General features: G+C 65.7%; 12 protein-coding genes. 3 read left to right on the top strand and 9 right to left on the bottom strand.

Annotation, left to right across the window (positions count from 1 at the left end):
• Positions 1 to 11 precede the first annotated feature (11 nt).
• Both GGR88_RS05425 and GGR88_RS05420 read left to right on the top strand, forming a co-directional pair.
• Positions 12 to 425 (top strand): MerR family transcriptional regulator, encoded by a 414-nt coding sequence (locus tag GGR88_RS05425; RefSeq protein ID WP_167953568.1) that lies wholly within the window; start codon positions 12 to 14, stop codon positions 423 to 425.
• A gap of 38 nt (positions 426 to 463) precedes the next feature.
• A complete protein-coding gene (locus GGR88_RS05420; protein WP_167953567.1) occupies positions 464 to 2,266 on the top strand; it encodes an acyl-CoA dehydrogenase C-terminal domain-containing protein in 1,803 nt (600 codons plus the stop codon).
• A gap of 81 nt (positions 2,267 to 2,347) precedes the next feature.
• Here the strand turns inward: GGR88_RS05420 and GGR88_RS05415 are convergent, their stop codons facing one another.
• From GGR88_RS05415 to GGR88_RS05385, 7 genes are all read right to left on the bottom strand, one after another.
• Positions 2,348 to 3,541, bottom strand: coding sequence for a cell wall hydrolase (locus tag GGR88_RS05415; RefSeq protein WP_342449725.1), 1,194 nt, complete (start codon positions 3,539 to 3,541; stop codon positions 2,348 to 2,350).
• A gap of 63 nt (positions 3,542 to 3,604) precedes the next feature.
• Positions 3,605 to 4,522: a cysteine synthase A gene (gene cysK, locus GGR88_RS05410; protein WP_167953565.1), complete on the bottom strand. Its 918-nt coding sequence runs from the start codon at positions 4,520 to 4,522 to the stop codon at positions 3,605 to 3,607.
• Between the two features lie 13 nt (positions 4,523 to 4,535).
• Positions 4,536 to 5,822, bottom strand: a complete 1,287-nt coding sequence (locus tag GGR88_RS05405; RefSeq protein ID WP_167953564.1) for an MFS transporter — start codon at positions 5,820 to 5,822, stop codon at positions 4,536 to 4,538.
• Positions 5,823 to 5,912: 90 nt separating this feature from the next.
• A complete protein-coding gene (locus GGR88_RS05400) occupies positions 5,913 to 6,737 on the bottom strand; it encodes an alpha/beta fold hydrolase (protein ID WP_167953563.1) in 825 nt (274 codons plus the stop codon).
• A gap of 56 nt (positions 6,738 to 6,793) precedes the next feature.
• On the bottom strand, positions 6,794 to 7,288 hold the full coding sequence (locus tag GGR88_RS05395) for a hypothetical protein (protein ID WP_167953562.1): 495 nt from the start codon (positions 7,286 to 7,288) through the stop codon (positions 6,794 to 6,796).
• 52 nt (positions 7,289 to 7,340) lie between these two features.
• Positions 7,341 to 7,679: a hypothetical protein gene (locus tag GGR88_RS05390; RefSeq protein ID WP_167953561.1), complete on the bottom strand. Its 339-nt coding sequence runs from the start codon at positions 7,677 to 7,679 to the stop codon at positions 7,341 to 7,343.
• Positions 7,680 to 7,823: 144 nt separating this feature from the next.
• Positions 7,824 to 8,240, bottom strand: coding sequence for a hypothetical protein (locus GGR88_RS05385; protein ID WP_167953560.1), 417 nt, complete (start codon positions 8,238 to 8,240; stop codon positions 7,824 to 7,826).
• 133 nt (positions 8,241 to 8,373) lie between these two features.
• On the opposite strand from GGR88_RS05385, the gene GGR88_RS05380 reads away from it, so the two are divergent.
• Positions 8,374 to 9,915: an anti-phage protein gene (locus tag GGR88_RS05380; protein ID WP_167953559.1), complete on the top strand. Its 1,542-nt coding sequence runs from the start codon at positions 8,374 to 8,376 to the stop codon at positions 9,913 to 9,915.
• A 3-nt stretch (positions 9,916 to 9,918) separates the two neighbouring features.
• Here the strand turns inward: GGR88_RS05380 and GGR88_RS05375 are convergent, their stop codons facing one another.
• Entirely contained in the window at positions 9,919 to 12,198 is a 2,280-nt protein-coding gene (locus GGR88_RS05375; RefSeq protein ID WP_167954379.1) for a UvrD-helicase domain-containing protein, read from the bottom strand.
• 71 nt (positions 12,199 to 12,269) lie between these two features.
• The gene (locus GGR88_RS05370; protein WP_167953558.1) at positions 12,270 to 13,442 is read right to left on the bottom strand and encodes an esterase-like activity of phytase family protein; all 1,173 of its coding nucleotides are present in this window, start codon (positions 13,440 to 13,442) and stop codon (positions 12,270 to 12,272) included.
• Positions 13,443 to 13,490 lie beyond the last annotated feature (48 nt).

Here is a 13,490-nt window from a genome sequence, read left to right as displayed (position 1 = left end):
GATTGCGGGCCATGCTCAAGGACCTTGGACCCGCCGCAATGCCGCTCCGCGATGCGGAGCTGGACCGTGAATACAGCATCTCCGACCTGACGGGAGAGTTCGGGATTACGGCCCGTGCGCTTCGTTTCTACGAGGACGAGGGGCTGATCTCGCCCGAGCGGCGGGGCACCGCGCGGATTTATTCCAAGCGCGATCGGATCCGGCTCGCGTGGATCCTGCGCGGCAAGCGCGTCGGCTTCTCCCTCGCCGACATCCGCGAGATGGTGGACCTGTACGACATCGGTGACGGGCGCACGCGCCAGCGTCAGGTTACGCGGGACCGCTGTTCAGCGCGGATCGCCCTCCTTCGCGAGCAGCAACGCGACATCGAAGACACGATTGCCGAACTCGAAGGCTTCATCGCGCAGCTCGACAGCGACGATTGAGCCGCACCCAGCAACGATCATAAAAATCGGAGAGTCCCATGCCGCAGTACCGCGCGCCCATCCGCGACACCCGCTTCATCCTCGACCATGTGGTCGGGCTCGACCGCTACACAAACCTTCCCGGGTTCGAGGCAGCGACGCCCGACGTGGTTGAGGCGGTCCTTGAAGAAGGCGGCCGTTTCGTCGCCGACGTGCTGTTCCCGCTGAACCAGGTCGGCGACCGGGAAGGCTGCACACGGCACGAGGACGGTTCGGTCACCACGCCCACCGGGTTCAAGGACGCGTATCGCCAGTTCGTGGAGGGCGGCTGGTCGACTTTGGGGGCGCCCGAGCGGTTCGGCGGGCAGGGCATGCCGCATGTCGTCAGCCTGGCGTTCGAGGAATATCTCATCTCCGCCAACATGGCCTTTGGCATGTACAACGGCCTGACCCATGGTGCGATCGCCGCGATCCTCGCCAAGGGGTCGGAGGAGCAGAAGGACACCTGGGTGCCCAAGATGGTGGCGGGCGAGTGGTCCGGCACGATGAACCTGACGGAGCCGCATTGCGGCACCGATCTTGGCCTGATCCGGACTCGGGCGGAGCCGCAGGCTGACGGCACCTACGCCATCACCGGTACCAAGATTTTCATTTCCGCAGGCGAGCATGACCTGACCGACAACATCGTCCACCTGGTGCTGGCGAAGGCCGCGGGATCGCCGGACAATGTGAAGGGCATTTCCCTGTTCATCGTGCCCAAGTTCCTGCTGAACGAGGACGGCACGCCGGGCGCGCGCAACGCGGTGCAGTGCGGGTCCATCGAGCACAAGATGGGCATCCACGGCAACTCGACCTGCGTGATGAACTATGACGGCGCGACCGGATACCTGATCGGCGAAAAGGACAAGGGCCTGGCCGCGATGTTCATCATGATGAACGCGGCGCGGCTTGGCGTCGGCTTGCAGGGTCTGGGCGTTGCGGAAACGGCATTCCAGAATGCCGTGCAGTATGCGCAGGATCGCCGGCAGGGGCGGGCGCTCAGCGGCGCGCAGGAGCCCGAGGAAAAGGCCGACACGCTGTTCGTCCATCCCGACGTGCGTCGCATGCTGATGGAGGCCAAGGCGCTGACGGAGGGTCTGCGTGCGTTGTGCATTTGGGGCGGCCTGCAGGTTGACCTGAGCCACAAGGCGCAGACCGATGCCGAGCGCCAGGAAGCCGACGACCTGATCGGCCTCCTCACCCCGGTCATCAAGGCGTTTGCGACCGACAAGGGCTATGAGATCGCGACCAACGCGCAGCAGGTCTATGGCGGGCACGGCTACATCGCCGAATGGGGGATGGAGCAGTATGTTCGCGACGCCCGGATCGCTCAGATCTACGAGGGCACCAACGGCGTGCAGGCGATGGATCTGGTCGGACGCAAGCTCGGTATGAATGGCGGCCGGGCGGTGCAGGCCTTCTTCAAGCTGGTGGCGGAGGAGATTGCCGCTGCGAAGCTCAGCGAGACGCTTTCGGACAATGCCGGCCGGCTTGAAAAGGCGCTGGGCGATCTGCAGGCTGCGACGATGTGGCTGGTCGCCAACGGCGTGACCGATCGCAACAATGCGGGCGCAGCGGCAGTGCCGTACCTTCACATCATGGGGGTTGTCACGGTGGGCCTGATGTGGCTGCGCATGGCAACTGCGGCGCAGCGGCTGATCGACGCGGGCGAAGGCGATGCCGAGTGGCTGGGCGCGAAGCTGGTGACGGCCCGCTTCTACGGCGAGCGCATCCTGCCGGATACTGGGGCGCTACGGCGTAAGATCGAGGGCGGCGCGGAAAGCCTGATGGCGCTGGAGCCGGAGCTGTTCCTGGCAGCCTGAACCATCATCGGCGACGCCGGCGGTCAGATGGGCCCGCTGGCGTCGTCGGTCGGCGGAGCGTGGCTGTTCAGCCTGACGATCTCAGCCGCGCATGCACTGGGACGGATCGCTGCGCGGAAACTGTCGGCAGTTCCACAGCATCTTGTCGAACCCGGCGTCGCGGTCGCGAAGGTAGCTGAAGGACATCGTCGCCAAGCGGTCGGACGGCACGGGGTAGCCCGCCGGAAGCTGTGCAGTGTCGGTCCAGCCCTGAAACTTGCAGAAAGGCTTGGCGCCGCACGCCCGTCTGGCCACCGCCGGAAACGCATCGGGCGCAGCGGCGTCGAGCAAGTATATGAAGCTGTCTTCCCCCGGCCGGATCAATGCGGACGGCGGGCCATCGGCCGCAATTCGCGGCGCAGCAATCGATGAGTCGGCAGTGCCCGCATCGGCAAGCAGCGGCGGCCGCTGCTGCGTCGCGGCGACGGGCGTGCCGACAGCATCGGCTAGCAAGCGGAGCGCGGCGTCCGGAACGTCGCCGGTGCGATGCGCTGCCGACGTGAAGGCAAGGCGCGGCACCACCGGTTCACTTCCGCTGACGCTGCGCCGGAAGGCCGGCGGCGTGCCCCACCATCCCGCCCAGCGGAAGAACAGATGGGTGCCGACCGCCACGATCTTGTCGAGGCTGCCGCTCCAGTAAGGAAGCACCCAATTGGTGTGGTAATGGGTGGCCTGACCAACGGGGCGGAAGACGCGGCCTTCCAATGCGGCCTCGGCGAGGCGACGGGCCCGGGCCCAGCCTGCCTCGCGCGGGACGCGCGCGAGCGCGCCGTCACAGGTGAAGGTGAACTGGCAGCCCGTGCGACGCTCGGCGCCCTGGAAGACCACGCCGCAGACGCTCTTGGGGAATGCGGGGTGTCGGACGCGGTTGAGAACGACCTGACCGACGGCGCGCTGCCCATCGTCCCCCTCCGTCGCCGCTTCGTAGTACATTGCCGATGCCAGGCAGTCGACGGCACGCGCCTTTGCTTCGGCATCACCTGCGAAGCGGAACGGGCGAGCGGCCGGGTTGGGCAGGGTCGAAAACGGGATGGCGGCATTGATCGCCACCGCATCATCCGGCGCGATCGGCTCCAGTTCCACCGGCTCGACCTGCGGCGGCGCGGCATGAACCATGCGCCGCGCCGGCGCGGATCCGGCCACGGTGACCTCGGACAGCGCCCGCACGCCGTCGACGTCACCCCGCGGAAGGATGGCGCCGGCAGCGATCAGGAGGACCGCTGCCGCTGCACCCACGGGCGGGCCTGATCGCCATCCGGCGCCTGCACGCCCACCTGCCGTCATCATTGCCCCTTCCGCTTATTCCGGCAGGAAATCCGGAACGGACAGGTAACGTTCCCCGGTATCGTAGTTGAAGCCCAAAATTCGCGCATTTTCGCCCAGTTCGGGAAGCTTTTGCTTGATCGCGGCGAGCGTCGCGCCCGAGCTGATGCCGACCAGCAATCCTTCCTCGGCTGCGGAGCGGCGCGCCATCTCCTTCGCATCCGCAGGGTCCACCTGCACCACGCCGTCGAGTGCGTCCGTATGGAGATTGGACGGGACGAAGCCCGCACCGATGCCCTGAATGGGATGCGGGCCGGGCTGCCCGCCGGAGATGACCGGCGACAGCGTGGGCTCGACCGCGAACACCCGCAACTCCGGCCAGCGCTGTCGCAGCGTCTCGGCAACGCCGGTGATGTGGCCGCCGGTGCCGACGCCGGTGATCAGCGCGTCGATGGGGCTGTCGGCGAAATCGCGCAGGATTTCTTCCGACGTCGTGCGGACGTGGATATCGATGTTTGCGGGATTGTCGAACTGTTGCGGCATCCAGGCGCCGGGCGTCTCGGCAACGATCTCCTCGGCGCGTGCGATGGCACCTTTCATGCCCTTCTCCTTGGGCGTCAGGTCGAATGTGGCGCCATAGGCGAGCATCAGGCGCCGGCGCTCCAGCGACATGCTCTCGGGCATGACGAGGACAAGCTTGTAGCCCTTCACGGCCGCGACCATGGCCAGGCCGATCCCGGTGTTGCCGGATGTCGGCTCGACAATGGTGCCGCCTGGCTTCAGCGCGCCATCGCGTTCGGCGGCTTCCACCATCGCGAGCGCGATCCGATCCTTGATCGAGCCGCCAGGGTTCGCCCGCTCCGACTTCACCCAGACTTCGGCGTCGGGGAAGAGCCGGCTCAACCGGATGTGCGGCGTGTTGCCGATGGTGTCGAGGACTGAGTTCGCCTTCATGCTGATCGTTCCTTCATGGTTTGGCGATGGCATTGGGTTCACTGGCCACCACCTCGTCCGACGGATCGAAGGTGCGGGCGGCGGAGATCTGAGGGAAACGCCACGCCCACAGCGCGGTGACGACGATGGCGCCGATGCCGCCGGCCACCACCGCCGTGACCGGACCGAGCAGGCCGGCGAGGAAGCCACTCTCCGCCTCACCCAACTCGTTCGAGGCCGATATGGTGAGCTGCGACACCGCGCCAACCCGCCCGCGCCGATCGTCGGGCGTGTGCAGCTGGATCAACGACTGTCGAACGAACACGCTGAACATGTCCGCGCCGCCGTAGATGATCAGGCAGAGCATGGAGAGCGGGAGTGAGCGGCTTAGCCCAAAGCCGATGGTGGCGAGCCCGAACACGAACACGCTGGCGAGCATCCGATTGCCGACGTTTCGCTTCAATGGGCGGACGCTGAACAACAGGGCGACGGCAGCGGCGCCGATCGCGGGCGATGCGGCCAGCAGCGACAGGCCATGCTCGCCCGCCTGGAGGATGTCGCGGGCATAGACGGGGATCAGCGCCACGGCGCCGGCCAGCAGGACGGCGAAAAGGTCAAGCGTGATGACGCCGAGCACCAGCTTGTTGGCCATCACGTAGCGGACGCCGTCCACGACCTGTGCGATCGGGCCGCGGCCCTTGTCGATCTGGCTGCGCGGCACGGGGCCGATGCGCATGAACAGCAGGAAAGCAGCGGCATAGAAGGCGGACGCGACCCAGTAGGGCAGGGATGGCGCGGTTGCGTAGAGCGGTCCCGCGATCGCCGGGCCGACGATTGAGCCGCCCTGCCATGCAATCGACGAAAGGGCGATGGCGGTGGGCAGCACCTCCTTCGGAACCAGATTGGGGGCGAGCGCCCCGACCGCCGGCCCCTGGAAGGCGCGGGCCACGCCCAGCAGCACGGCCACGCCATAGATGAAGGGCAGGGTGACGGCGTCGTTCATGGTGGCGATGGCGAGCGCGAGCGCGACCGCGAACTGCAGCGCCTGTACCGCGCGGACGACGAAGCGGCGGTCCATGCTGTCGGCGACCCAGCCGACGAGCGGGGTCAGCAGGAACAGCGGCACGAACTGGAACAGGCCGATGAAGCCGAGGCGGACGGCGGCGGCCTCGATGGAGAGGCCGTCGGCGCGCGCCAGGTTATAGGCCTGCCAGCCGATGATCAGCACCATGCCGTAGCCGCCCATCATCGAGCACAGGCGCGCGACGAAGAAGTTGCGGAAGTTGGGAATGGTGAAGGGATGGGGCGTGGCGGCGGTCACGGTGCGTCCTTGTCACAGGCGCGGCACCCGCGACAGCCTTGGCGGCCCCGCAAAATGGTTGCGGGGCCGCAAGCTGAGCTTGTCGCCGGATCAGCGCCCGACGAAATCGAGCAGGTCGCGGGTGAAGCGATCCTTGTCCGTCGCGAACAGGCCGTGGGGCGCGCCGTCATATTCGATCAGCTCCGCCTGGGGCACCGCCTGCTTCACCGCGCGGCCGGTGGCGTCGATCGGCACCGTCTTGTCACCCGTGCCGTGGATCACCAGCGTCGGCACGGTGAACGACGGCAGGTCGCCGCGGAAATCGGTGGTGGCGAACGCCTTTGCCGCCGCCAGCGTGGGCTTCAGCCCCGCCTGCATCGACAGGCGCCAGGCCCAGTCGATCATCTCGTCCGACACCGGCGAGCTGATGTAGCCGACACCGAAGAAGTCGGCGAAGAAGCCGCGGAAGAAGTGGGCGCGGTCCTTCTTCATGCCGTCGGTCATCTGGTCGAACGTCGCCTGGGGCACGCCGTTCGGGTTGTCGTCGGTCTTCAGCATGTAGGGCACGACGGATGACACCAGCGCGACGGAGCGGACGCCCTTGCCGCCGTGGCGCGACAGGTAGCGGGCGACCTCGCCGCCGCCCATCGAGAAGCCGACCAGCGTGACGTCGTCGGTGGCGCCGGACGCCTCCATGATGTCCGCCAGATCGTCGGCGAAGGTGTCGTAATCATAGCCGTTCCAGGGCTGTTCCGACCGGCCGAAGCCGCGGCGGTCATAGGCGATCGCGCGGTAGCCGGCATCGGCCAGCGCCATCGCCTGATCGTCCCAGCTGTCCGACGACAACGGCCAGCCGTGGATGAGGATGACCGGGCGACCCTCTCCCCAATCCTTGACGTAGATCTGCGTGCCGTCGCGCGTCTTCACATAAGGCATGTTAAGCTCCTTCGGTTCGGCGCATTAACGAAGCCGCCCGAAGGAGGTTGCTGACCCTAGCCGGCGAGCGCGTCGGCGAGCTGATCCTTGGTCATGGTTGAGCGGCCGGGAATGTCGCGCTTCTTCGCCTCCGCATAGAGTTCGGCCTTGGTGCGGTGGTCGCGGGCGCGGGCGGCCTTGTCGGCGACGTCCCTGGGCTGGGCGGAGAACTGCTTGCCCTTGCGCGTGTCGGCGCGCTTCTTGGCGGTGGTGCGCCTGTACTCCTCGTCCGAAAGCGCCTCACGCGCGTCCTTCGGCAGATAGCGTTCTCCGGTGTCGCCGCTCTTCCTGCCGGACTTGGTATCCCAATCCTCCTCCGTCCACTGGTGGAGGCTGTTGTTCTCGTCGCGCTGCCCTTCGTACCCGCCGCCGCGCTTCTTGTACTCAGTCACGGCCATCTGCGCCTTGCGGGCGGACCACTGGCCCTTCTTGCCGCCCTTGGCGCCGGCGGTGATCTCCGCCTTCACCTGCTCCCACAGCCTGGGATCGGTCTTTTCCGCGGTTTCGGACATGGGCGCATCCTCCTGCTGCCCGAACCCGCAGGGCCGGGCGGCGTTCCGGGGATCAGCGCGGGGTGAAGGCGAGGCGGGGCAGGGTGGAGAGGTCGGGCGCGGGGCGCACCGCCTCCAGGATCAGGAGCGCGCCGTCGTCCGCCCACCAGGCGTCCATCTGATCCCAGGCAGTGCTCACCGCCATCTCGAACGCGGAAACGCGGCGCGCGGGATCGAGCGGAGCCGGCATCGTCGGCAGGCCGGTAGAGGTGACGCCCGCGAGATCCGCATCCGCAAGCGCGACGAAGCCCGCCGGCGGCGCGGCATGGGCAGGCGCAGGGAGCGGAAAGGCCGCGAGCAGCGCGATGACAGCGATCGGGCGCAGGGCGATCGAACGAAAAAGGCGGGACATCGCGGCACTCCTCGACGCCCGGCCGGCGGCAGAGGGCCGGCAGGCGTGCGGGCGGCAGTGTGCGCGCGAGGGTTTCCAGCGGCTTAGGCGAGCTGGTTAACAGCCGCGCGAGGCGAAGCGGCGGGGCGTGGAAGGTCACAAATGTCACAGGGCGTCATCGGGATACGTCGACGAACCGAACGGCGCGGACGGTGCCGTGCGATCGAGCCGGCGGATGGCGGCGATCAGCAGCCCGTCATTGTAGCGGCGACGCTCCCCGATCTGCCGGCCGCGGTAGAAGACAGGCGTGGCGGTGCCGTGGAGCGCGCGGTGGATGGCGGTGTCGAGCGCGCGCCGCCCCCCTTCCTCCAGCGCCGCATCCCAGGCGGCGGCGAAGGACGCGGCATCGGGGCGGTCTCGGAGGCGGTAGGCGGACTTGGGCGCCATCCCGACCGCCCTTGCGGCGGCGGCGACCAGCCCGAGCTCACCCAGCCGATCGATGAAGGCGCGCTGCCGGTCGGGCGTCCACCCGTCGTGCCGGGCGCGGACGGGGACGGGGGTGAAGGCGAGCGACTCGTGCATCGACGAGTCTATGCGTCAGGTGGGGGGCTGTAGGACAGAGCAGATCCGCTCTGCCTCAGACTGCGCTTCAAGCGAACGGATTGTCTCGCCCCCTCGAGTGTGTAAGCGTGAGGTAACTCCGAGGGCAAGCGAAATGGCTATAGAATTCCTGTCGACGTTCGGGTTCTCTGAAGATCCCTTTGCATCTACTAACGCTGCAGATGAGCCGCTGATTGAGAACTACTTTGTTCAACCGCCATTTTTTCCTGCCGTTATAGGCGATCCCCGTAAGCCAAAAAGCAATGTCGTTTTTGCACCAAGAGGCGGCGGAAAGACTGCCCAGAAAATTATGATTGAACGCAAGAGTCTAAATGACTCCAGCTTCCTATGCATATCTTACGATCGTTTTCCGTTGGAGGGGCTCAAACAAGTTTCAGATGCGGACTCTGAGTATCACATCACGAATATAACCCGCCTGTTGCTTGTGGCACTCCTTGTTGAATTCTCGGAGAGCGGATCGGGTAAGCTAGAGGAAGTGGACCGCAAGTTAGTTGTCGATCTATCAAGGAGTCTCTTGGGAGATTTATCGACCGCCAGACTAAAAGAACAAATTGAAGCTGTTAAATCTCTAGGAGATAGGGCTGGCGACATTTGGCGAAAGTACGGCGGAGCAGCCCTTAGCTTGGTGAATGCGTTCGTAACCTCAAATGGCGGGGCTCCTATAGAAATCCTAAGCAATCAGGAGCGAGTCATCGAATCGATGCGTTTCAAGTTCGAGGCTCTTGTGACGCTTGCAACAAAACTCGGATTTAGTTCAGTTTACATTCTGGTGGACCGGGCTGATGAATTACCTCAGACTGTGCTAAATGCCGATAAAGCATTCGCTTTACTATCAAGCATCCTGCTCGACCTTCCATTATTAGAAACGCCAGGCATTGCATTCAAGTTCTTCCTTTGGGACAAAACCAAAGAAGACTATCGTGCTGCGGGTGGTCGCTCAGACCGCGTCATTGAATACTCACTCGTTTGGTCTGTCGCTGAGTTAGAGAGGGTTCTAGAGCTTCGTTTAGAAACTTATTCTGGTGGTCGCATTTCGAGATTCGATCAGTTGGTAACATCGCCTGTTCCGTTTAACATACATAGGATGATCGCCTATTTCGCGAATGGTTCACCAAGAGATATGGTGAGAATATGTAAAAAGATCGTAGACGAGCATACGAAGTCTGGCCAGTTCGGTCGGACTATTGAGTTCCGCACGGTTAAGTCGGCCATGTCTCTCTTTTCTCTTGAAAGGGCTCAAGAGCTTTATGGTACAGCCTACGCGGATCTTAAAAAAATAGGGGAATTGACTTTCACGATTAATAGCTTAGCGAACGACGTATTTCGGGTGACTACGCAAGCTGCTAGAGCAAAGGTCCAAGGTTGGCAGAACTCAGGTGCAGTCGTAAAGGTTGGAGATGTACCAAATCCGGGAAACCGTCCACTTTACCTATATGGAGTCACAGATCCACGGCTCGCGCTGGCGATCTTGTCGGACGCTAGCCTCGAAGAGGCACTAGAAAATTATCTAGTGATCTGTCCCCATTGCTCGAGCCTTCGCATCGGAACAGAGGGTTCAATCACCTGTCCTGATTGCCAAGGTAGTTTTGAATTAACGGACGCTGCCACCTTGGCTGAGGTCTGTCAGGTAAGCTGAGCCTCAAACAGTCACAAAACTATCCATCACCCGCTTCCGCCCGGCATGCTCGAAGTCGATCTCGAGCTTGTTGCCCTCGATCTCGGCGATGGTGCCGTAGCCGAACTTGGTGTGGAACACGCGCTGACCTACGACCAAGTCGCTGCGGCCCTTGTTGCCGAGGCTGACGGCGCTGGCCCGCGCCTCCAGCACGCGCGCGGGCGACGTCGAGAAGCCGCCCTGCGTCGCGGCGCGCTGCCAGCCGGGGCCGCGGCCGGCGCCGCGCGCGACGTCGGCGAAGGGATCGGCGCCGGTGGTCCAGTTGGCGCGCCACAGGCTCTCTCCGCCCGCCAGGCTCGTCTCCTCCTCATGATGTTCGGGCGGAAGCTCCCCCACGAAGCGGCTGGGGATGGAGCTGGTCCACTGGCCATAGATGCGGCGGTTGGCGGCGTGGAGGATGGTGGCGGACCGCCTGGCGCGGGTGATGGCGACATAGGCCAGGCGCCGTTCCTCCTCCAGCGCGCTCGTCCCGCCATCGTCCAGCGCGCGCTGTGACGGGAACACGCCTTCCTCCCACCCCGGCAGGAACACGGTGTCGAATTCCAGCCCCTTGGCCGCGTGGATGGTCATGATCGTCACGCTGCCGCCGGGCACCTGCTGATCATTGTCCATGACCAGGCTGACATGTTCCAGGAAGCTGCCGAGGCTTTCATATTCCTCCATCGCGCGGACGAGCTCGGCCAGGTTCTCCAGCCGGCCTGCGGCCTCCGCCGATTTCTCCGCCTGCCACATGGCGGTGTAGCCGCTTTCGTCCAGGATCTGCCGGGCGAGATCGGGGTGGGGAAGCTCCCCCGCCAGCCGGCGCCAGCGCGCGAGATCGGCGACGAAGCGGCCGAGCGACTTGCGGGCCTGGGGCGTCAGCTCATCCGTGTCGAGGATGCGCGCGGCGGCGATCGTCAGCGGCACGTCCTCCGCGCGGGCGAGCTGGTGGAGCTTGGCCAGCGCCTTGTCGCCGAGCCCGCGCTTGGGCGTGTTGACGATGCGTTCAAAGGCGAGCGCGTCCGCCGGCTGGTTGACGAGGCGGAGATAGGCGAGCGCGTCGCGGATCTCCTGCCGCTCATAGAAGCGGAAGCCGCCGACGATGCGATAGGGCAGGCCGATGGCGATGAAGCGGTCCTCGAACTCGCGCGTCTGGAACTGCGCGCGGACGAGGATGGCGATGTCGTCGAGGTCGGTGCCGCCGCGCTGTGCGCTTTCGATGTCGTCGCCGATGCGGCGCGCCTCCTCCGGACCGTCCCACAGGCCGAGCACGCGGACCTTCTCGCCGTCGTCGCCGGCGGTCCACAGCGTCTTGCCAAGGCGGCCACCGTTCTTGGCGATCACGCCCGACGCGGCGGCGAGGATGTGGGCGGTGGAGCGGTAGTTCTGTTCCAGCTTGATGACGACGGCGCCGGGGAAGTCGCGCTCGAAGCGGAGGATGTTCTCCACCTCCGCCCCGCGCCAGGAGTAGATCGACTGGTCGTCGTCGCCGACGCAGCAGATGTTGCGGCGCTGCTGGGCGAGTAGGCGGAGCCAGAGATACTGGCTGCTGTTGGTGTCCTGATATTCGTCCACCATGATGTATTTGAAGCGCTGCTGATATAGCTCCAGCACCTCGCGGTGGCCCTTGAGGATGGTGAGCATGTGGAGCAGCAGATCGCCGAAGTCGCAGGCGTTGAGCGCCTTCAGCCGGGTCTGGTACAGCGCGTAGAGCTCCCGCCCGCGGCCGTTGGCGTATTGCTCCGCCTCGCCGAGATCGAGATCGTCGGGGACGAGGCCGCGGTTCTTCCACCGGTCGATGAGGCCGGCGAGCTGGCGGGCGGGCCAGCGCTTCTCATCGATGTCGGAGGCGACGATCAGCTGCTTCAGCAGGCGGAGCTGATCGTCGGTGTCGAGGATGGTGAAGTTGGACTGCAGCCCGACCAGCTCGGCATGGCGGCGCAGCATCTTGGCGGCGACGGAATGGAAGGTGCCGAGCCAGGGCATCCCCTCCACCGCGTCGCCGATCATGCGGCCGACCCGCTCCCGCATCTCGCGCGCGGCCTTGTTGGTGAAGGTCACCGCCAGGATCTCCGACGGCCAGGCGCGGCGGGTGGAGATGAGGTGGGCGAGCCGGGCGGTGAGCGCCGCCGTCTTGCCCGTGCCGGCGCCGGCGAGCACCAGCACCGGCCCGTCGGTGGTGAGCACCGCCTGCCGCTGCGGATCGTTCAGCCCGCGCAGATAGGGCGGATCGGCGGGGGCGGGTGTGGGCGGGGTGCGGGCGATGTCGGTCACCCGCGAACAACTAGGGAACGGGAGGGGTGGGGGCAAGCCGGGCGGCCTGCCCCCTCAAGGCATCAGGCGAGCACGACCGGCTTGCGACGGCGGAGCGCGCCGCCGACGATGCCGAAGCCGGCGATCATCATCGCCCAGCTGGCAGGCTCCGGCACGGCCGCGGCCGACACCTCGAACGCCAGGAACTGCGTGAACAGGCCGGGGGTGAAGTTGTTGTCGGAAACGAGCACCAGGCTGCGGTTGCCGTTCGCGAGCGTCGGCCCGAAGCTGATGCCCTCCAGATTGTCGAGCGTGATGCCCAGCGTGTCGAGGTCGAGCAGCAGCGTCTTGGTGGCGGCGGTGACATTGGCGCCGGACAGGCTGTCGATGCCGATCACGTTGGTCGCGTTGGAGATGTCGATGTGGAACAGCTGCACCGAATAGCCGGTGCCGACGGAGAAGCTGCGTTCCAGCGCGATGAACTCGGTGGAGGACAGCGCGAGGAGTTCGACCAGGCCGTTGGTGGTGAACTGGCCCGCCGGGTTGGGCGCGGCGGCGACGGGATCGTTCAGGTAGACGAACTCGGCCACGGCTGAGCGGGTGGCGGTGTCGAACGCGATGATGCGCGACGGGCTGCCGGTGGTGAGCGTGGCGGCTGGACCGTCCTGCGCCAGCGCGTTCTCCGTGGCGGTGAACAGGCGGGTGCCGTCCGGCGAGAAGGTCAGGCTCTCGAACGCCAGGTTGTTGCGGATGCCGGTCGCACCCGACAGCGACGGGCTGTAGCGGGTCGAGAGCTGGTAATCGGCGACGTAGCGGCCGTCCGCCGTCATTTCGCGGATAAAGGGCGTCTGCTGCGACGTGGCGGTCGCCTCGCCCTCGCTGGAGTAGACGAGTGTGCCGGTGGGCGTGAAGCGGATCGCCTCCGGATCGATCTGGTTGAGCGGGTAGGGCGTGCCGTTCGGTTGCAGGAGCACGGTGCTGGCGACGGGCGTGGCGGCGGTGAAGCCGGCGGCGTCGAAGATCAGCGTGAAATCATAGGTGCGTGCGGGCGACAGCGCGGAGCGGTCGTCGGCGATGACCTTGTAGCGGCCGGTGGCGGCATCATAGTCGATGCCGCTGAGGCCGCCGACGACGGGGCCGTTGAAGGTGGCGCCGCCGGGGATGCGCTGTTCCCCGATGAAGCGCAGGTCGATGGTGGTCGCGGCTGCGGCGGGGGCGGCGACGCCCAGCAGCATGAGCATGGCAATCGTCTTCATGGCCTGTTCCCTCAGGATGTGAACGGCCCCCCGGCACGAGTCGCTACC

Source organism: Sphingomonas jejuensis (assembly GCF_011927695.1).
Taxonomy (GTDB): Bacteria; Pseudomonadota; Alphaproteobacteria; order Sphingomonadales; family Sphingomonadaceae; genus Sphingomonas_K; species Sphingomonas_K jejuensis.
The sequence above is the reverse complement of the archived record's forward strand: the minus strand, read 5'-3'. Positions and strand labels throughout refer to the sequence as shown.

What these genes read in the sequence shown, in the direction of transcription:
- GGR88_RS05380 (WP_167953559.1), top strand. Translation starts at nt 8,374, where the DNA reads ATGGCTATAGAATTCCTGTCGACGTTCGGGTTCTCTGAAGATCCCTTT.
- GGR88_RS05425 (WP_167953568.1), top strand. Translation starts at nt 12, where the DNA reads ATGCTCAAGGACCTTGGACCCGCCGCAATGCCGCTCCGCGATGCGGAG.
- GGR88_RS05385 (WP_167953560.1), bottom strand. Translation starts at nt 8,240, where the DNA reads ATGCACGAGTCGCTCGCCTTCACCCCCGTCCCCGTCCGCGCCCGGCAC.
- GGR88_RS05395 (WP_167953562.1), bottom strand. Translation starts at nt 7,288, where the DNA reads ATGTCCGAAACCGCGGAAAAGACCGATCCCAGGCTGTGGGAGCAGGTG.
- GGR88_RS05370 (WP_167953558.1), bottom strand. Translation starts at nt 13,442, where the DNA reads ATGAAGACGATTGCCATGCTCATGCTGCTGGGCGTCGCCGCCCCCGCC.
- GGR88_RS05390 (WP_167953561.1), bottom strand. Translation starts at nt 7,679, where the DNA reads ATGTCCCGCCTTTTTCGTTCGATCGCCCTGCGCCCGATCGCTGTCATC.
- cysK (WP_167953565.1), bottom strand. Translation starts at nt 4,522, where the DNA reads ATGAAGGCGAACTCAGTCCTCGACACCATCGGCAACACGCCGCACATC.
- GGR88_RS05420 (WP_167953567.1), top strand. Translation starts at nt 464, where the DNA reads ATGCCGCAGTACCGCGCGCCCATCCGCGACACCCGCTTCATCCTCGAC.
- GGR88_RS05400 (WP_167953563.1), bottom strand. Translation starts at nt 6,737, where the DNA reads ATGCCTTATGTGAAGACGCGCGACGGCACGCAGATCTACGTCAAGGAT.